The organism is Kitasatospora sp. NPDC001664 (genome assembly GCF_053596675.1).
In genome coordinates this window covers 247411-265728 of sequence record NZ_JBSFGS010000009.1, presented here as the reverse complement: position 1 = coordinate 265728, position 18318 = coordinate 247411, and the positions used below count along the sequence as shown (strand labels likewise).

The following is an 18318-nucleotide window of genomic DNA, read 5'->3' as shown; positions in this document are numbered from 1 at the left end:
TCCGGCTTGAGCGCCAACCCCCGGGCGATCCCGATCCGCTGCCGCTGCCCGCCGGAGAACTGGTGCGGGTACCGGTTGATGTACTCCGGGTTCAGCCCGACCACGTCCAGCAGGTCCTGCACCGCCTTGCGGCGGTCGCCCTTCGGCGCCACCTCGGGGTGGATCTCGTACGGCTCGCCGATGATGTCGCCCACCGTCATGCGGGGGTTGAGCGAGGTGTACGGGTCCTGGAAGACCATCTGGATGTTGCGGCGGACGGCCTTCAGCGCGGCGCCCGAGAGCTTGGAGATGTCCTCGCCCTTGTAGAGCACCTGGCCGGAGGTGGCCCGCTCCAGGTTCATCAGCACCTTGGCCAGGGTGGACTTGCCACAGCCCGACTCGCCGACGATGCCCAGCGTCTCACCGCGCATCAGGTCGAAGGAGATCCCGTCGACGGCCTTGACCGCGCCGACCTGCTTCTTGAAGAGGACGCCGGCGGTCAGCGGGTAGTGCTTGACCAGGTCCTTCACCTCCAGGATGGGCTCAGCCATGGAGGGTCTCCTTCCAGAGGTGGCAGGCGCTCTTGCGGCCGGCGAGCTCGGCGCCGTCCTTGTCGAGCACCTGGTGCAGCGCGGGGATCTCGCTGCGGCACAGGTCGGTGGCCCGGTCGCAGCGCGGGTTGAAGGCGCAACCGGCGGGCACCTTCAGCAGGTTGGGCGGCAGGCCCTTGATCGCGTAGAGCTCCTGGCCCTTCTGGTCCAGGCGCGGGATCGAGCGCAGCAGGCCCTCGGTGTACGGGTGCGCCGGGTTGGCGTAGAGCTCGTGCACCGGGGCGGTCTCGACGATCCGGCCCGCGTACATGACCGCGATCTTGTCCGCGACGTCGGCGACCACGCCGAGGTCGTGGGTGATCAGGATCAGGCCCATGTGGTACTCGGCCTGCAGCTCGGCGAGCAGGTCCATCACCTGGGCCTGGACGGTGACGTCCAGGGCGGTGGTGGGCTCGTCGGCGATGATCAGGTCCGGCTCCAGGGCCAGCGCCATGGCGATCATGATGCGCTGGCGCATGCCGCCGGAGAACTGGTGCGGGTAGTCGCCCACGCGCTGACGGGCGGCCGGGATGCGCACTCGGTCCATCAGCTCGATGGCCTTCTCCTTGGCCTCCTTGCGGGAGGCCCCCTGGTGCACCCGGAACATCTCGCCGAGCTGGTAGCCCACCGAGAGCACGGGGTTGAGGGAGGAGAGCGCGTCCTGGAAGATCATCGCGATCTTGCGGCCGCGGATCTTCCGGCGCTCCTCGTTGGACATCTTCAGCATGTCCTGGCCGCGGTACAGGATCTCCCCGGAGGTGACCCGGCCGGGCGGCATGTCGAGGATGCCCATGATGGTCTGCGCGGTCACGGACTTGCCGGAGCCGGACTCGCCGAGGACGGCGAGGGTCTCGCCCGCGCTGACGCTGTAGTTCACCCCGTTGACGGCCTTGGCGATGCCGTCCTTGGTCTTGAACTCGACGTGCAGGTCCCGGACTTCGAGCAGCGGGGTGCCCGGAGTGAGCCTCGGCTCGGACTGCGTCTTCTCGATGACGGTGGTCATGCTCGATCCCTCTCTCAGCGCAGCTTCGGGTCGAGGGCGTCGCGCACGGCGTCGCCCATCATGATGAAGGCCAGCACCGTGAGGCTGAGCATCCCGGCCGGGAAGAACAGCGCGAACGGGGCGGTGCGGATCACCTTCTGGGCCGAGTTGATGTCGATGCCCCAGGAGATGGTCGGGTCCTGGAGGCCGATGCCCAGGAAGCTCAGCGTGGCCTCGGTGGCGATGTAGCCGCCGAGCGCGATGGTGGCGACCACGATCACCGGGGCGATCGCGTTCGGCAGCACGTGCTTGAGCAGGATGCGGCCGGTGCCGGCGCCGAGCGCCTTGGCGGCGGTGACGTAGTCGGCCTGCTTGACGGTGATCACCGAGCCGCGCATCACGCGGGCCATCTGGGTCCAGCCGAGCACCGTGAGCGCGAAGACCACGGACCAGACGGTGCGCTCGGTGAAGGCGTTCAGCACCACCAGGCAGCCGAGCAGCAGCGGGATGCCGAAGAAGATGTCGGTCAGGCGCGACAGCAGGGTGTCGATCCAGCCGCCGAAGTACCCGGCCAGCATCCCGACGAAGCCACCGGTGATGGTGACCGCGGCGGTGACGCAGATGCCCACGATGATCGAGGCGCGGGCGCCGTACACCACGCGGGCGTAGATCGACCGGCCCTGGCCGTCGTAGCCGAACCAGTCGGCCTGGAAGAAGTGGGTGTAGTTCGGCGCGCTCAGGTAGTGGTTGCGCAGGTCGCCGGCGCGCGGGTCCACCGAGGTGAACAGGCCGGGCACCACGGTCATCACGACCAGGACCAGGATGAGCGCGGCCGAGATCAGGAAGATCGGCCGGCGGCGCAGGTCCTCCCAGGCGTCCGAGCCGAGGCTGCGGGCCTTCTCCGGCTTGGGCTCCGCGACGGTGCCCTGCTGGGCCGGGATCGCGGGGGTCTTCTTCTCGATCAGGTCAGGCATACCGAATCCTCGGGTCCAGGACCGCGTAGAGCAGGTCGACGATCAGGCTGGCGACGAGGTAGACGATCACGAGGACGACCACGAAGCCGACGACCGTCGCGCCTTCCTTCTGGTTGATCGCGCGGAAGAGCGCGTTGCCGACGCCCTTGACGTTGAAGATGCCCTCGGTGACGATCGCGCCGCCCATCAGGGCGCCCAGGTCGGTGCCCAGGAAGGTGACCACCGGGATCATCGAGTTGCGCAGCAGGTGGGTGCCGATGACCTTGCGGCGCGGCAGGCCCTTGGCGATCGCGGTCCGGATGTAGTCGGCCTTGATGTTCTCCACGATCGAGGTGCGGCTCAGCCGGGCCACGTAGGCCAGCGAGAGCGAACCCAGCACGATGGCGGGCAGCAGCAGGTCGATCCACTTGTCCGAGTTCACCGGCACGGTGGGGGTCACCCAGCCGAGCTGGGTGGCGAAGACGTTCTGGAAGATGTAGCCGAGCACCGGAACCGGGATCGAGATCAGCACCAGGGTGAAGACCAGGGTGCCCTTGTCCGCGAGCTTGCCGCGCTTGAGGCCGGCCAGCAGGCCGATCCCGACGCCGAAGACGATCTCGATGGCGAAGGCCATCAGCGCGAGCCGCACCGTCACCGGCAGCGCCTCGGAGATCACGTCGATGACCTGACGGCCCGACATGGTCTCGCCGAAGTTCCCGGTGAACAGGTCGCCCATGTAGTTCAGGTACTGCTGCCACATCGGCAGGTCGAGGCCCAAGCGGTGCTTGAAGGCCGCGAGTTGGGCCGGGTCCGGCGCCTTGTCGCCCCACATCGCGGCGACCGGGTCACCCGGGAGCACGCGGACCATGAAGAAGATCAGCGCGGTGGTCCCCAGGAAGACCGGGATCATTTGGAGCAGTCGCCTCGCGACAAAGCGCCCCATCGTGCCTCCAATTGCTGCTCTCTGACGGGGCGTCATCCCGATTTCAGAGGTTCTAGGCGTGCCGACGGCCGGTGCCGGACCGCCCTCGTGGGGTGGTCGTGGACACCGGCCGTCGTCGAGTCAGGCCAGTGTGGTGGTGGCCCTGGTTACTTCTGCTTGACCTCGACCTGGGTGAAGACCGGGTCACCGAAGGAGTCGTACTTCACGTTCTGGACGTTCTTCGAGTAACCGGCGGTCGTCTTGTAGTACCAGAGCGGGATGGCCGGCATGTCCTTGGCCAGCTCGGCCTCGGCCTTCTGGTACAGCTCGGCGGTCTTCTCGACCGTGGTCGCCTTGTCCGCCTCGGCGGCGTACTTGTCGAACTCGGCGGACGAGTAGCCCGCGTCGTTCGCGGCGGCACCGGTGCCGTAGACGTCGCGCAGGAAGTTGGCGTTCAGGGGGTAGTCCTGCACCCAGCCGGTCCGCATCATGCTCTGGACCTGCTTCTTCTTGATGATGTCGCGCGAGGTCTTGAAGTCCGGCTTCGCGTCGCCGACGCACTCCACGCCGGTGGACTGGCGGATGGAGTTGCAGACCGCGTCCACCCACTCCTTGTGCCCGCCGTCGGCGTTGTAGACCACGGTGATCTTGTTGTTCGGGACGCCGCCGCCCTCGGTCACCAGCTGCTTGGCCTTGGCCGGGTTGAAGGTGCAGGCCTCGCCGCAGGTGTTGTCCTTGTAGCCCATCGCACCGGGGGCGACCCAGCTGTTGGCCGCCTGGCGGGAGCCGTTCAGCACGGTCTTGGTGATGGTGTCGCGGTCGATCGCCATCGACAGGCCCTGGCGGACCTTGGCCTTGTCGACGCCCTTCCAGCCGTCCTGGTACATCGCGAAGGAGATGTTCTGGATGGCGCCCTGGGCCTGGTCGACCGCGCGGTCACCGAGGTCGTTCTTGTACGAGGCCAGGTTCGACGGGTCGACCTGGTCGAGCACGTCCAGGTTATCGGAGACCAGGTCCTTGTACGCGGCGTCGGCCTGCGCGTAGTTCTTGAAGACGATGCCGCCGTTCTTCGGCTTGTCGCTGCCCGCGTACTTGTCGTAGGAGGCGACGGTGACGGCCTGGTTGTGCTCCCACGAGACGAACTTGTAGGGGCCGTTGCCGACCGGCTTCTGGCCGTAGGCCGCCGGGTCGGTGAAGAACGCCTTCGGCAGCGGCGAGAAGGCCGTGTAGCCGAGCTTGTACTGGAAGTACGAGACCGGGCCGGTCAGCTTGATGGTGAAGTGGGTGTCGTCGACGACGGCCAGACCGGACATCTTGTCGGCGGTCGGGTCACCCTTCTCCGGGTGGACGGCGTCGTAGCCCTCGATGTCGGAGAACCAGTCCGAGTTGATCTGGTTGTTCTTGGTGTTGGCGGCCCAGTTCCAGGCGTCCACGAAGGAGGCCGCGGTCACCGGGGTGCCGTCGTGGAAGGTCCAGCCGGACTTCAGGGTGACGGTGTAGTTCTGCGCGTCGGTGGTCTCGATCTTGTCGGCGACCTGGTTGCGCAGCGAACCGTTGGTGGGGTCGTAGTCCACCAGGCCCTTGAACAGGGTCTTGATGATGCGACCGCCACCGACCTCCATGGCATTGGCCGGCTGGAGCGGGTTCTGCGGCTCGGAGCTCTGGTAGCTGAACGTCCCGGCCGCGTTGGCCGCTCCGCCCTCGCTCGACGACGAACCGCTACCGCAGGCGGTGGCCGCGAGGGCGACCGCGACGGCTGCGACGACCCACTTGGCCTGGCTGGCACCGCGCATGGGTGTGCCTCCTGAATCCGTGTTGCATACGTGGAGCGCACCGCAGGGGGACTGGCCGGCGTCATCGCCGTTGGCCAGGCGGTGCTTTCCTCGCTCAGGCTTCGGCGCGCACCCCTGCGCGAAACCCTGGACCCGAGCTCGACTGGCTCCACTATCCGTCACGCAGGGATACGAACTACGCCATTACCGATCTCAATTTGGTCACATGAAATCTCGGTAAACGGACATTCCAGACATACCCAGACAGGTACTAAACGGACAGTTGCCATGAATGACGGTTCGTCACGTCCGATTAACGAACACCTCCCCCCTCCGGCGACTACGCGCGTTGACGACTCACCGTCACAGAAACGGACCGGCCGGCGCCCCGTGCGGGGCGCCGGCCGGTCCGGTGTTACGGGGTGGTTCAGGCCTTCTTGGCCCGCGAGGCGGTGCGGCCGCGCTCCTTGGCGTCCAGGACGACCTTGCGGATGCGCACGGTCTCCGGGGTGACCTCGATGCACTCGTCCTCGCGGCAGAACTCCAGGCTCTGCTCCAGCGAGAGCTTGCGCGGCGGGACGATCGACTCGGCCACGTCCGCGTTCGAGGAACGCATGTTGGTGAGCTTCTTCTCCTTGGTGATGTTCACGTCCATGTCGTCGGCGCGCGAGTTCTCGCCGACGATCATGCCCTCGTACACCTCGGTGCCGGGGTCGGTGAACAGCACGCCGCGCTCCTGCAGGTTGGTCATCGCGAAGGCGGTGACCACACCGGAGCGGTCGGCCACCAGCGAACCGTTGTTACGGGTCGTCAGGTTGCCGAACCACGGCTCGTGGCCCTCGTGGATCGAGTGCGCGATGCCGGTGCCGCGGGTGTTGGTGAGGAACTCGGTGCGGAAGCCGATCAGGCCGCGGGACGGCACCACGAACTCCATCCGGACCCAGCCCGAGCCGTGGTTGGACATGTTGTCCATCCGGCCCTTGCGGACGCCCATCAGCTGGGTGACGGCACCCATGTGCTCCTCTGGCACGTCCACCGTGAGGCGCTCGACCGGCTCGTGGGTCTTGCCGTTGACCTCCTTGGTGACGACCTGGGGCTTGCCGACGGTCAGCTCGAAGCCTTCCCGGCGCATGGTCTCGATCAGGATGGCCAGCGCCAGCTCACCGCGGCCCTGCACCTCCCAGGCGTCCGGACGCTCGGTCTCCAGCACGCGGAGCGAGACGTTACCGATCAGCTCGCGGTCCAGGCGGTCCTTCACCTGACGGGCGGTGACCTTGCGGTCGACCTTGCCGGCGCCGGCCTTGGCGTCGGCGCCCTTGCCGGAGCCGCCCTTGCCGACCAGCGGCGAGGTGTTGGTGCCGATGGTCATCGAGATGGCGGGCTCGTCGACCGTGATCAGCGGCAGCGCGATCGGGTTCTCCGGGTCGGCCAGGGTCTCGCCGATCATGATCTCGGAGATGCCCGAGACGGCGCAGATGTCACCGGGGCCGGCCACCTCGGCCGGCTTGCGGGTGAGCGCCTCGGTCATCAGCAGCTCGGTGATGCGGACGCTGGAGATGGAGCCGTCGCGCTTGATCCAGGCCACGGTCTGGCCCTTGCGCAGCTCGCCCTGCTCGACGCGGAGCAGCGCGATGCGGCCGAGGAAGTTGTCGGCGTCCAGGTTGGTGACGTGGGCCTGGAGCGGGGCGTCCTCGTCGTAGGTCGGGGCCGGGACGTGCTCCAGCAGGGTGGAGAAGAACGGCTCCAGGTTCTCGGAGTCGGCCGGCACGGTGCCGTTCTCCGGCTTGGTCAGCGAGGCGACGCCGTCACGGGCACAGGCGTAGACGATCGGGAACTCGATCTGGTCCTCGTCCGCGTCCAGGTCCAGGAACAGGTCGTAGGTCTCGTTGATGACCTCGTCGATCCGGGCGTCCGGGCGGTCGGTCTTGTTGATGCAGAGGATGACGGGCAGCCGCGCGGTGAGCGCCTTGCGGAGCACGAAGCGGGTCTGCGGCAGCGGGCCCTCGGAGGCGTCGACCAGCAGCACGACGGCGTCGACCATGGACAGGCCGCGCTCGACCTCGCCACCGAAGTCGGCGTGGCCGGGGGTGTCGATGATGTTGATGGTGATCGGGGCCCCGCCGTCCTTGGGGTGGTACTTGACGGCGGTGTTCTTCGCGAGAATGGTGATGCCCTTCTCGCGCTCGAGGTCGTTCGAGTCCATCATCCGGTCGTCCAGCTGCTGGTGGGCGGCGAAGGCACCGGCCTGCTTCAGCATGGCGTCGACGAGGGTGGTCTTCCCGTGGTCGACGTGGGCGACGATGGCAACGTTGCGGATGTCATTACGCGTGGGCATGCTGAGCGGATTCTCCCGGAATCGTGGGTTGCGGCGCCCGGCTGCGTCAGACCCCGCCTGCTACTACCGGTCCACCCGCCGGGGCACGACATGCCACGGCTTCCTCCTATGGTACGTGGAACCCCGCAGCGAGGCCGAAACGGGCAGGCCCGTACGGGCCCGGTCCCGGATCGGCCGCCGTTCTTCCCCTGCCGTTGGCGTGCTGTTCAACGTGGTCGGGCGAGCGATCACCGGCTCGCTCGGGCACCCGCCGGTCCGGAGCCGCGCCACCGGTCCGGAGCCGTCCACCCGGGCCGAGGTCGCCGCCGAGCGGGCCCGGGGGCCTGCGGTGGAGCGCCGGGGCGTGGCGGCGTGTCAGAGGGCCAGCTCGAACCAGACGATCTTGCCCTTGGGGGTGCGGCGGCTGCCCCAGCGTTCGGCCAGCAGGCTGACCAGCTGGAGGCCGCGGCCGCCCTCGTCGGTCTCCTGGGCGCGGCGCTGGCGGGGCTGGGCGTAGCCGTCGTCCCAGACCTCGCAGACCACGGTGCGGTCGCGCAGCAGCCGGAGCCGGATCTCGCCGTGGCCGTGCCGCAGCGCGTTGGTGACCAGCTCGCTGACCAGCAGCTCGGTGGTGTCCACCAGCTCGTCCAGACCGCGCACCAGCAGCCAGGAGCAGGCGAGCTCGCGGGCCTTGCCGACGGAGGTGAGCTCGGCGGGGAGCCTCCAGTCGCCCACCGAGTCCTCGGGGAGCGCCTGGACCTTGGCCATCAACAGCGCGATGTCGTCCTCGCCGTGATGGGGGATCAGCTCGTCCAGCACCTCGTCGCAGAGCCGCTCCAGCTCGCGGGAGCCGCCGTTGAGGGCCGTCCGGAAGGCCCGCAGGCCCTCGTCCAGCTGGTGCTTGCGGGACTCCACCAGGCCGTCGGTGTAGAGGCCGAGCACGGCGCCGTCCGGCAGCGTGACCTCGACCTCCTCGAAGGGCTCGCCGCCGACGCCGAGCGGCAGGCCGGGCGGCACCTCCAGCATCCGGGCCGGCTCGTCGGGGGCGAGCAGCACCGGCGGCAGGTGGCCCGCGTTGGCGAAGACGCAGCGCTGCTTGACGGCGTCGTAGACCGCGTAGACGCAGGTGGCGAGGTAGACCTCGACCTCCTCGCCGGGCACGGTGGGCTCGCCGCCGAGGCCGCGGGCGATCTCGTCCAGGGCGGAGAGCACCTCGGCCGGGTCGAGGTCGAGCATGGCCAGGGTGCGGACGGCGGTGCGGAGTTGGCCCATCGCGACGGCGGCCCGCAGGCCGCGGCCCATCACGTCGCCGATCACCAGCGCGGTGCGGCTGCCGGGCAGCGGGATGACGTCGAACCAGTCGCCGCCGACCTCGGTGTTGTTGTTGCTGGGCAGGTAGCGGCGGGCGATCTCCAGGCCGCTGGCGGCCGGCTTGCCCGGGGGTAGCAGGCTGCGCTGGAGGATCAGCGCGCGCTCGTGCTCGCGGCGGTAGAGCCGGGCGTTGTCGACGCAGACGGCGGCGCGGGCGACCAGCTCCTCGGCGATCGCCACGTCCCGGGCGTCGAAGGGCTCGCTGCCGATCGCGCGGGAGAGCTGGACCAGGCCGAGCACCTGGTCACGGGCGACCAGCGGGACCACCAGGGTGGAGCGCAGCAGCGGGTCCGGGCCGGGCTGCGGGACGACGCTGCGGCCGGTGCGCAGGGCCCGGGCGTGCGGGGAGCGGCGGGGGTAACAGAGCGAGCCGCCGGCCTCGGCGACCGGGACGGCGCCCTCGGCGCCCAGCACGCTGGAGGCGCCGCCGACCACGCTGGAGACGGCCACCCGGCGCAGCTCGCCGGAGCCGTCCGAGGCGCCGGGCCCGGCGGTCGGGCCGGAGTCGCCGGAGAGCAGGGCGGTGTACAGGTCGACGGTGGCCAGGTCGCAGAACTGCGGGACGATCACGTCCAGCAGCTCCTTGGCGGTGGTCTCCAGGTCGAGGGTGGAGCCGATGTGGGTGGAGGCCTCGTTGAGCAGCGCCAGGCTGCGGCGCACTCCGGCGGCCTCCCGCTCGGCGATGTGACGGCTCGTCACGTCCAGCACCTGGCCGGCCACGCCCATCGGGTGGCCGTTGGCACCGTTCAGCCGGTAGAGCGAGATGGCCCAGCGGCGGCCGCCGTCCCGGGACTGCACGGTGGCGGTGCGCGGGACCGCGCCGGTGAACCGCAGGTCGACGATGGGCCCGCCGCCGCCGAGCACCTTGCGCAGGGCGACCATCAGCCGGTCGGCCTCGCCGGGCAGGAAGAGGTCGTACGGGGAGAGGCCGGGCAGCTCGCAGGCGGGCAGGCCCACGGCGGTGGCGAAGGCCTGGTTGACCCGCTGGAGGCGCAGCTCGTTGTCGAAGAGGAAGAAGCCGGTCGGGGTCTGCCCGAAGACCGCCTCGGAGGCGGCCAGGTCGGTCTCGATCCGGCGCAGCCGGCCGAGGTCCACGGCCAGGCAGGTGGCGCCGCCGGGGGTGCCGCTGTCCGGCATCACGTAGAGCTCGGCCAGGCCCTCGGCGCCGGTGGCGTCCTTGTACGGGGCGGTGCCGACCCACTCCTCGCCGGAGAGGATGGCCTCCATCCGGGCCCGGCCGCGCTGCCAGAGCTCACGGGGCATCAGGGTGGTGACCGGGTCGGTGCCGACCGCCTCCTCGGCGGGGACGCCGAAGAACTCGGCCGCGCGGCCGCTCCACTGGGTGATCCGGCCGTCCGGGCCGATCGCGAAGGTGGCGACCCGGATGTAGTCGTAGATCGAACCGGCCTTGCCCTGGACGTCCCAGTCGTCGGCCGGGCGGCCGCCCAGCGAGGGACCCGCGTGCACGCCGCTTCTCGGACCGGCGACGCCCGCCGCACCGCTGCCCGCACCACCGCTCGGCTGACCGGGCACGGCCGCATGGCCGCTGCCGCTCGACGTCTTCCACGCCGGGATGCTGTTCAACGGTCCGATCCCCTCCAACCCGCGCCCATCCGGATGTCGAGAACACCGAGTATTCATCATCCGGGGGCGGGCGCACACGCCCCCAACATCACAAAACGGCTCAGCCTTCCGCTTCCCCGTCCCCCTTACCCGGGAGCGCCTGTTCGAACCGCCCCGGGAGCGGGTCTCCTCCGGCCCGCTCCACCGCGATCACCTGCGACGATGCCCGGTCGCCGGATCCGGTCAGCCGAGGTGGTCGTCCATGGGGTCGAGCTCGAACCAGACGACCTTCCCCATGCCCTCGGCGCGCGCGCCCCAGCGCAGAGCGAGACGGCGTACCAACTCCAGGCCGCGGCCGCCCTCGTCGGCCTCGGCGGCGTGCCGCTCGCGGGGCGGATCGGGCAGCGGGTCGGAGATCTCCACCAGCAGGGTGTCGCCGAGCGTGAGCCGGACCCCGATCGGCGCCGAGGCGTACCGGACCGAGTTGGTGACCAGTTCGCTGACCAGCAACTCGGCGGTGTCGGTGAGGTGTTCCACCCCCCAGTCGGTCAGCGCGCCACGGACCAGCCGGCGGGCCCGGGAGACGGCGGTGGGCTCCGCGGGGAGGGTCCAGCCCGCGGTGGGGGTGCCGGACTGACCCCGGCTCAGCCGCGCCACCAGCAGCGCCACGTCGTCCGGCTCCCGGCCCTGCTCCATGGTGTCGAGCACCGCCTCACAGGCCTGCTGGATCGACGGGTAGGGCTGTTCCAGCACGGTCAGCAGCCGGCCGAGGCCGACGTCCAGGTCCTTGTCCCGGGACTCCACCAGACCGTCGGTGCACAGCGCCAGCAGGCTGCCCTCGGGGATGTCCAGCTCGATCGACTCGAAGGGCACCCCGCCCACCCCGAGCGGGGCGCCGGAGGGCAGGTCGAGCACCTGGCCGACGCCGCCGAGCAGCGGGCCGCCCGTGCGGACCGGCTCCTCGCCGGGCTCCTTGGGCACCACCAGCACCGGCGGGATGTGCCCGGCCTTGGCCGCCACCAGTCGCCGGGTGGCCGGGTCGAAGACCGCGTACACGCAGGTGGCGAGCAGCGCCTCGTCCGGGCCCTGGGCCAGGTCGTCGGCCAGCTCGTGGACGTGCCGCAGCAGGATCTCCGGCGGCAGGTCGAGCCCGGCCAGGGTGCGGACCGCGGTGCGCAGCCGGCCCATCGTGGCGGCGGCCCGCAGGCCGTGGCCCATCACGTCGCCGACCACCAGCGCGGTGCGGCCGTCGGGCAGCGGGATGACGTCGAACCAGTCGCCGCCGACCTCGGTGCCGCTGCTGCCGGGCACGTAGCGGTAGGCCACCTCGACCCCGGCGGGCTGCGGCACCTGCTGGGGCAGCAGGGTGCGCTGCAGGGTCAGCGCGGCGGTCCGCTCGCGGGCGTACAGCCGGGCGTTGTCCAGCGAGCTGCCGGCCCGGTCGGCGAGCTCCACGGTGAAGGCCAGGTCGTCCCGGTCGAAGCCCTCGCGGTAGCCGGCCCGGCTCACCGCGAGCAGGCCGATCACGATGCCGCGGGCGCGCAGCGGGACCACCAGCCGGGAGTGCACGCCGAGGTCGTGGGCGGCCTGCACCTTGGGGTCGCCCGGGTAGGTGAGGTCGCTCAACTCCTCCGGGTTGGAGAGGAGTTCGGGCACACCGGTGCGGAGCACCCGGCCGAAGGCGGAGTCCTCGGCGAAGGTGATCCGGGCTCCCCGGCGGAGCATCACCTCCACTTCGGAGGAGTCCTGCACGGCGGCGGTGCCGAGCTGGAGCAGCGAGGTGCGTCGGTCGTGGCCGTGCCGGGGCAGGTCGTCGCCGTGGGCCACCGCCTGCAGCAGGATCACCGCCGCGTAGTCCGCCAGCCGGGGCACCACCGCGGTGGCCAGCTCCTGGGCGATCCGGCCGGCGTCCAGCAGGTCGCCGACCCGGGAGCCGAACTCGTTCAGCAGCGAGAGCCGGCGGCGGGCGTGCTCCACCTTGGCCACCGCGCGGTACCGCTCGGTCACGTCCATCACGGTGCCGGAGATGCCCAGCACCCGGCCGGCCCGGTCGGTCATCCGGCTGTAGGAGATCGAGCGGAAGCCCGAACGGGCCGTCACCGGCGAGGCCAGCGTGACGTCCACCACCGGCTCGCCGGTGGCCAGCACCTGGCGCTGGATCGCGGTGATCTCGTCCGCCGCCCGCTCGGGCAGCGTCTCGCCGGTGGTGCGGCCGACGTGCTCCTCGGGCGGCAGGCCGTTCATCTCGGCCATGGTCCGGTTGACCGCGGTGTAGCGCAGCTCGGTGTCCAGGATCACGATGCCCAGCGGGGACTGCTCGAACAGCGCGTCCCGGACCGCCAGGTCGTGCTCCACCGCCTGGAGGGTGGCCGCCTCGGCCAGCGCCACCTGGAGGAACGGGGTGCCGTCGCCGTCCACCAGCAGGGAGATCCGCGCCTCCACCGGGACTTCGCCGTCGTCCCGGTGGCGCAGCTGGGTCCAGCCGTGCCAGCGGCCGGTGCGCAGGGTCTCCTGGATCGCCGCCTTCACCCGGAGGACCAGGTCCTGATCCTCCATCAACTCCTCGATCCTCCGGCCCACCAGCAGCTCGCTCGGCCAGCCGAGCAGCTCCTCGGCGGCCGGGCTCCACAGCACCACCCGGCCCGCGGTGTCCAGGATCGCGATGGCCACCTTCACCACGTCGAAGAGGCTGCCCTCGGGGCGCTCGCCGACCCGGGGCCGCCGGTCGGTGCCGGGCCCGCCCGGGTACGGGGCGCTCGGCGCGCCGCGGACGCCGCCCAGTCGGGGGTCGGCCGGGGCCGACGGGGGCTGGAGGAGGTGCTGCGGCCGGTCCGCCGCGGAGCGCTTGGGCGTCAGACGGCGGAGCCGGGCCCGGGCCGAGGCACTGCCGATGCTCCGGGGGCGCGGGGAGCCGCTCAGCCCGCGCCGTGCGGCGCCGTCAGCCGACGGCTGCTCGCCCTCGCCGAATCCCGTGCTCGACACCGACCGCCTCACCTATGGTGACGAATACCGCCGAAAAGTGACATACCCATCAGAACGCCCAGGCTACCCCGGGGAGCGAGGCGGCTTGTCCGATTGGCCTACCTGGCCCAACGGACGGGTCGTCAGGCGGTACCGGTACGGGGGCGGGGTGTGTCAGGTCGGCGGTGCGGCCGGCCACGCTGACCCGCCCTCAGGCCAGCAGGGCGGCCGGGGCGGGACGGGGCAGGGCGGGACGGGGCAGGGCGGGGCGGGCGGCCATCAGGCCAGCAGGGCGGCGAGGTGGGGCAGCACCTCGCGGTCGTGCTCCAGCCAGGTGACCTGGTCCAGCTCGGCCGGGCCGAGCCAGCGCAGCTCGTCGTGGTCCTCCAGCGGGCGGGGCTCACCCTCGATCAGCTCGGCGGTCCACAGGCGCAGTTCGAGCCCGGGGCGCACCTGCCACCTGCCGGGCAGCCGGCCGAGGGCGCGGGCCTCGACGCCCAGCTCCTCGCGCAGCTCGCGCTCCAGCGCCTGCTCCTCGGTCTCCCCCGCCTCGACCTTCCCACCGGGGAACTCCCAGTAGCCCGCGACCGCCGCGGGCGCGCTGCGCCGGGCGGCCAGCACCCGCCCGCGGTGGACGAGGGCCCCGCCGACGACGATCCGGATGTCCATGGGCTTCTCCATGGGCACCGACCCTACTGACCGTCCGGCTCGACCCAGTACAGCTGCTTGTGCCCCCGGGCCTCGAACTCCTCCGCCAGCGCCTCGGCCTCCGGCCGGGTCAGTCCCTTGGCGACCAGGGCCCGGTTGCCGTTGTCGTCCTGCCGCATCACCCGGTGCGTACCGCCACCCGCGCCCTCGCTCCCCATGGGCCTCACCCTAACGAGCGCCGCGCGGGCGGCACCACGGGCGGGTGGTGGGGCGTGGGCGGTGGGCGTGGGCGGTGGGCGGCTGACGTCGGGCGGGCGCCCCGGTCCGGTGGGGGGCGGACCGGGGCGTGGTGCTCCGCGAACGCTACGAGCCGACTGCTACCGGTGGGTACGGCGGCGGTTAACGGGAGGTAAGCGGTACGGGCTGAGCGGGCGTCAGCCGGACCACGGGCTCCCCTCGCGCCGCTCCCGCCCCGGCCGCCCCACCCCCGCAGGGACCAAGGTCTGGCCGGGTGCGGGCCCTGCGCCTCTGCTCCGACGGCCGGGGGCTCACTAGCGTCACAGGCACGGAGGCCCGCTCCCCCGGGCCTCCGGCCAGAGAGGAGCGCCCCATGCCCGCACCCGTTGTCCCCGCCGACGCGCCCGCCGAAGCACTCGCCGACGTGCCCGCTGGCGGGCCCACCGGCGGGGCAGCCGACGTGCCCGCCGGGCCGGCCCGCGGCCGGATGCCGCGCCGCCGCCGGGTGCTGGCCGGCTCGTTCGCCGCCGGGCTGCTCGCCGTCAGTCTGGCCGGGTGCGGCGGGGCCGCCGAGGGGCAGTCGTCCTCGGTCGCCGGCGAGCGGACCACCGTCCAGCCGAAGGCGCTGCCCGCCGCCGAGGCGACCACGCTCTCCCAACTCCCGGCCCGGCTCGGGGCGGACGGCACCACGGTGGTGGTCGGCGACCCGGACGCCCGGCACACCGTGCAGGTCTACGCCGACTTCCGCTGCCCCTACTGCGCGAAGTTCGAGGCGGCGGCGGGCGAGCTGCTGGCCTCGGCCGCGGCCAAGGGCGAGCTGCGGATCGAGTACACCCTGGCCTCCTTCCTGGACGGCAAGCTCGGCGGCGAGGGCTCGGTGAAGGCGGTGAACGCCGCCCGGGCCGCGCTGGAGGCCGGGAAGTTCCCGGAGTACCACGCCGCGCTGTTCGCCAACCAGGCGGCCGAGGAGCGGACCGACGTCTTCACCGACCGGTTCCTGCTCGAACTCGCCTCCGGTGTCCCGGGGTTGCGCAGCGACACCTTCGACCGGGCGGTGGAGGGCATGGCCCACCGGAGCTGGGCCTCGGCCGCCGAGCACGCCTTCGAGCAGTCCGGGGTCGGCAGCACGCCGACCGTGGTGGTGGACGGGCAGCGGATCACCGACGGCTCCCGCTACGACCGGGCGGCCTTCGCCGAGGTGCTGGAGCGGGCCGGCGTCCAGCTCTGACCCTCCGGCGCCACCTCGCCCTACCTCTCCTTGCGGGCCAGCAGTTCCCCGTGCAGCACCGCGAACCAGCCGTCCGGCTCGGCCGCCCAGCGACGCCAGCCCTCGGCGATCCGCGCCAGGTCCTCCGCACTCGCGAACCCCCGCCCGACCGCCGTCGCGGCGGTGGCGGACCCCTCGGTGCGCTCCGCCCAGGTGCCGCCCCACCACTCGCGCCGCTCCGGAGTGGCGAAGGTCCAGGTCGCGGTGGAGGCGGCCAGCTCGGTGAAGCCGGCCTCCCGGGCCCAGGCGGTCAGCCGGCGGCCCGCGTCCGGCTCGCCGCCGTTGGCCCGGGCGATCCGCCGATAGAGCGCCAACCACTCGTCCAGCTCGGGCAGTTCGGGGTACCAGGCCATCGCCGCGTAGTCCGCGTCCCGGACCGCCACCACCCCGCCCGGCGCCGTCACCCGGCGCAGCTCGCGCAGCACCGCCACCGGGTCGGCCACGTGCTGCAGCACCTGGTGCGCGTGCACCACGTCGAACTCCCCGTCCGCGTACGGCAGTCGGTGCGCGTCGGCGGTCTCGAAGACGATGTTGCCCAGCCCCTGCTCCGCCGCGTGGGCGGCCGCCTCGGCCAGCACCTGCGGCTCACGGTCCACCGCCACCACCCGACCCTCGGGGCCGACCAGCCGGGCCAGGTCCGCGGTGATCGTCCCGGGACCGCACCCGATGTCCAACAGCCTCTGGCCGGGCCGGAGTTCGGGCAGCAGGTAGGCCGCCGAATCGGCGGCCGTGCGGGAGCGGTGCGAGCGCAGCACCGACTCCTGATGGCCGTGGGTGTAGGCGTTCTGACGGTCACTCACGGGAGGTCCCCCTCGACTCCGGGCGACCGGTCAGCCGCCGTGGCGAGCGTACGACACCGTCTCGCCCTCCGAGAAGTTCTTTCTCTCATCCTGAGACAGGCCTCGTAAGCCCTGGCCCCTGGCAGGCGATTTCGCGAGAATCGGAGCCATGGGAAAGACATACGAACGCATCGACGGCCGCCTGCGGAAGTTCATCGAGGCCCAGCCGGTCTTCTTCACGGCCACCGCCCCGCTCGCGGCCGACGGGCACGTCAACCTCTCCCCCAAGGGCCGCTCCGGCACCCTGGCCATCATCGACGAACTCACCCTGGCCTACCTGGACTTCGGCGGCTCCACCGCCGAGACCATCGCCCATCTGCGGGAGAACGGCCGGATCACCCTGATGTGGTGCGCCTTCGACGGCCCGCCCACCGTGGTGCGGGTGCACGGCCGGGGCGAGCCGGTCTTCCGCGACGACCCGCGCTTCGCCGAACTGCTCGGCCACTTCCCGCCGGAGGCCGACGGCAGCGCGCTGCGCGCGATCGTCCTGGTGCACGCCACCCGGGTCAGCGACTCCTGCGGCTTCGCCGTCCCGCTGATGGACTTCCGCGAGGACCGCGCGCTGCACGCCCAGTACTTCGACCGCAAGACGGACGAGGAGTTCGCGGTCTACTGCGAGGGCAAGCCCTACGTGCCGGTCAGCGTGGACGGGCTGCCCGCCCTCCCGATGCCGCTGCCGCCCCGGCCGTGAACCCTTCGCCGCCCGGGCCTCCCCGGGCGGCGCCCCGCTCCGCCCCTCATCCGATCTCGAGCACCAGGCCGCCGTCCGCCGCCGCGACCACCCGGACCTGCTCCAGGGTGTCCACGTGCACCGTCGGCCCGAAGGCGGCCGCGCGCGGGCCCACGCCGACCACCCGCATCCCGGCCGCCTTCCCCGCCTGGACGCCGGCCTCCGAATCCTCGAACACCACGCAGTCCGCCGGGTCGACCCCGAGCCCGGCCGCCCCCTTCAGGAAGCCCTCCGGGTCCGGCTTGCTGGCCCCCACCGACTCGGCCGTCACCATCAGCTCCGGCAGCGGCAGCCCCGCCGCACCCATCCTGGCCCGGGCCAGCACCTCGTCCGCCGAGGTCACCAGCGCGTGCGGCCGCCCCGCCAGCGCGGCCAGGAAGACCGCCGCCCCCGGCACCTCCACCACGCCGTCGACGTCCGCGGTCTCCTCGGCCAGCATCCGCCGGTTGTCCGCGAGGTTCTCCTCCATCGGGCGCTCCGGCAGCAGGATCGACATCGACAGGTGCCCCTGCCGGCCGTGCACCACGCTCATCGCGTGGTCACCGTCGATGCCGTGCTCCGCCGCCCAGCGACGCCAGCAACGCTCGACCGCCGCCTCGGAGTTGACCAGCGTGCCGTCCATGTCGAGCAGCAGGGCGCGGGCGGGCAGGGTCACGGGCATCGGAAACTCCTCCGAACGGGTGTACGTACCCCCAGGCTACAAAACCCGGGCATACGACCACACATCCCCCGTCCTCACCCCAACAGGTGCGCGTTCACCGCCCGCGCCTCCGCCGCCAGCTCCGGCAGCTCCACCACCTCGACGCCCGCCGCCTCCAGCAGCGCCGTCCCCTGACACGCCGTCACGAACAGGTCCGGCTCCCGCCAGGCCACCACCACCCGCGGCACCCCCGCCGCCACGATCAGCTCCGCACAGGTCCGCGGCCGCGAGGCCCGCTCCCCGCACGGCTCCAAGGAGCTGTACACCGTCGCCCCGCGCAGCCGCTCGTCCCCCACCGCCAACTTCGCCAGCGCCGCCTCCTCCGCATGGTCGTGCGGCGCCGTCTCCCGGCTGTACCCCTCCGCCAGCACCTCGCCGTCCGCACCGACGATCACCGCCCCCACCGAGAACGCGGTCTCCGACGGCGGACACTTCCGCGACAACTCCACCGCCCGCGCCAGCCACTCCAGATCCGTCTTCACCCTGTTGC

Annotated in this window: 15 protein-coding genes; 2 read left to right on the top strand and 13 right to left on the bottom strand. The window is 71.8% G+C overall.

Going from position 1 to position 18318, the window contains the following annotated elements; genetic code table 11:
• The 10 genes from ACWCYY_RS15690 to ACWCYY_RS15645 form a co-directional block, all read right to left on the bottom strand.
• Positions 1 to 530: ATP-binding cassette domain-containing protein (locus ACWCYY_RS15690; protein ID WP_449796293.1), on the bottom strand; the 530-nt coding region annotated here is incomplete at its 3' end.
• Positions 523 to 1572, bottom strand: coding sequence for an ABC transporter ATP-binding protein (locus ACWCYY_RS15685; protein ID WP_345282156.1), 1050 nt, complete (start codon positions 1570 to 1572; stop codon positions 523 to 525). The genes ACWCYY_RS15690 and ACWCYY_RS15685, both read right to left, overlap by 8 nt.
• A 14-nt stretch (positions 1573 to 1586) precedes the next feature.
• Entirely contained in the window at positions 1587 to 2525 is a 939-nt protein-coding gene (locus tag ACWCYY_RS15680) for an ABC transporter permease (RefSeq protein ID WP_449796292.1), read from the bottom strand.
• On the bottom strand, positions 2518 to 3447 hold the full coding sequence (locus tag ACWCYY_RS15675; protein WP_345282152.1) for an ABC transporter permease: 930 nt from the start codon (positions 3445 to 3447) through the stop codon (positions 2518 to 2520). Before ACWCYY_RS15675 ends, ACWCYY_RS15680 begins: the two co-directional genes overlap by 8 nt.
• Positions 3448 to 3593: 146 nt before the next feature.
• Positions 3594 to 5219 carry a peptide ABC transporter substrate-binding protein gene (locus tag ACWCYY_RS15670; RefSeq protein ID WP_345282150.1) on the bottom strand — a complete coding sequence of 542 codons (1626 nt, stop codon included), beginning with the start codon at positions 5217 to 5219 and terminating at the stop codon, positions 3594 to 3596.
• Positions 5220 to 5625: 406 nt separating this feature from the next.
• Positions 5626 to 7533 (bottom strand): translational GTPase TypA, encoded by a 1908-nt coding sequence (gene typA, locus ACWCYY_RS15665; RefSeq protein ID WP_345282148.1) that lies wholly within the window; start codon positions 7531 to 7533, stop codon positions 5626 to 5628.
• A gap of 354 nt (positions 7534 to 7887) precedes the next feature.
• On the bottom strand, positions 7888 to 10524 hold the full coding sequence (locus ACWCYY_RS15660) for a SpoIIE family protein phosphatase (protein WP_380149456.1): 2637 nt from the start codon (positions 10522 to 10524) through the stop codon (positions 7888 to 7890).
• A 165-nt stretch (positions 10525 to 10689) separates the two neighbouring features.
• The gene (locus ACWCYY_RS15655; RefSeq protein ID WP_345282144.1) at positions 10690 to 13428 is read right to left on the bottom strand and encodes a SpoIIE family protein phosphatase; all 2739 of its coding nucleotides are present in this window, start codon (positions 13426 to 13428) and stop codon (positions 10690 to 10692) included.
• Positions 13429 to 13686: 258 nt separating this feature from the next.
• A complete protein-coding gene (locus ACWCYY_RS15650; RefSeq protein WP_425558577.1) occupies positions 13687 to 14076 on the bottom strand; it encodes a (deoxy)nucleoside triphosphate pyrophosphohydrolase in 390 nt (129 codons plus the stop codon).
• A 23-nt stretch (positions 14077 to 14099) separates the two neighbouring features.
• Positions 14100 to 14273, bottom strand: coding sequence for an SPOR domain-containing protein (locus ACWCYY_RS15645; RefSeq protein ID WP_345282140.1), 174 nt, complete (start codon positions 14271 to 14273; stop codon positions 14100 to 14102).
• A gap of 392 nt (positions 14274 to 14665) precedes the next feature.
• Between ACWCYY_RS15645 and ACWCYY_RS15640 the strand changes: the two genes are divergently transcribed.
• Positions 14666 to 15520, top strand: coding sequence for a DsbA family protein (locus ACWCYY_RS15640; protein ID WP_449796291.1), 855 nt, complete (start codon positions 14666 to 14668; stop codon positions 15518 to 15520).
• 20 nt (positions 15521 to 15540) lie between these two features.
• Here ACWCYY_RS15640 and ACWCYY_RS15635 read toward each other — a convergent pair whose 3' ends face one another.
• The gene (locus tag ACWCYY_RS15635) at positions 15541 to 16359 is read right to left on the bottom strand and encodes a methyltransferase domain-containing protein (RefSeq protein ID WP_449796290.1); all 819 of its coding nucleotides are present in this window, start codon (positions 16357 to 16359) and stop codon (positions 15541 to 15543) included.
• A 148-nt stretch (positions 16360 to 16507) separates the two neighbouring features.
• Between ACWCYY_RS15635 and ACWCYY_RS15630 the strand changes: the two genes are divergently transcribed.
• On the top strand, positions 16508 to 17089 hold the full coding sequence (locus ACWCYY_RS15630; RefSeq protein WP_345282134.1) for a pyridoxamine 5'-phosphate oxidase family protein: 582 nt from the start codon (positions 16508 to 16510) through the stop codon (positions 17087 to 17089).
• 46 nt (positions 17090 to 17135) lie between these two features.
• Here ACWCYY_RS15630 and ACWCYY_RS15625 read toward each other — a convergent pair whose 3' ends face one another.
• Entirely contained in the window at positions 17136 to 17789 is a 654-nt protein-coding gene (locus tag ACWCYY_RS15625; protein ID WP_345282132.1) for an HAD-IA family hydrolase, read from the bottom strand.
• Between the two features lie 74 nt (positions 17790 to 17863).
• A complete protein-coding gene (locus tag ACWCYY_RS15620) occupies positions 17864 to 18310 on the bottom strand; it encodes a deaminase (protein WP_449796289.1) in 447 nt (148 codons plus the stop codon).
• Positions 18311 to 18318: the final 8 nt, after the last annotated feature.

What these genes read in the sequence shown, in the direction of transcription:
- ACWCYY_RS15660 (WP_380149456.1), bottom strand. Translation starts at nt 10,524, where the DNA reads ATGAATACTCGGTGTTCTCGACATCCGGATGGGCGCGGGTTGGAGGGG.
- ACWCYY_RS15625 (WP_345282132.1), bottom strand. Translation starts at nt 17,789, where the DNA reads ATGCCCGTGACCCTGCCCGCCCGCGCCCTGCTGCTCGACATGGACGGC.
- ACWCYY_RS15670 (WP_345282150.1), bottom strand. Translation starts at nt 5,219, where the DNA reads ATGCGCGGTGCCAGCCAGGCCAAGTGGGTCGTCGCAGCCGTCGCGGTC.
- ACWCYY_RS15630 (WP_345282134.1), top strand. Translation starts at nt 16,508, where the DNA reads ATGGGAAAGACATACGAACGCATCGACGGCCGCCTGCGGAAGTTCATC.
- ACWCYY_RS15645 (WP_345282140.1), bottom strand. Translation starts at nt 14,273, where the DNA reads ATGGGGAGCGAGGGCGCGGGTGGCGGTACGCACCGGGTGATGCGGCAG.
- ACWCYY_RS15680 (WP_449796292.1), bottom strand. Translation starts at nt 2,525, where the DNA reads ATGCCTGACCTGATCGAGAAGAAGACCCCCGCGATCCCGGCCCAGCAG.
- ACWCYY_RS15675 (WP_345282152.1), bottom strand. Translation starts at nt 3,447, where the DNA reads ATGGGGCGCTTTGTCGCGAGGCGACTGCTCCAAATGATCCCGGTCTTC.
- ACWCYY_RS15640 (WP_449796291.1), top strand. Translation starts at nt 14,666, where the DNA reads ATGCCCGCACCCGTTGTCCCCGCCGACGCGCCCGCCGAAGCACTCGCC.
- typA (WP_345282148.1), bottom strand. Translation starts at nt 7,533, where the DNA reads ATGCCCACGCGTAATGACATCCGCAACGTTGCCATCGTCGCCCACGTC.
- ACWCYY_RS15685 (WP_345282156.1), bottom strand. Translation starts at nt 1,572, where the DNA reads ATGACCACCGTCATCGAGAAGACGCAGTCCGAGCCGAGGCTCACTCCG.
- ACWCYY_RS15650 (WP_425558577.1), bottom strand. Translation starts at nt 14,076, where the DNA reads ATGGACATCCGGATCGTCGTCGGCGGGGCCCTCGTCCACCGCGGGCGG.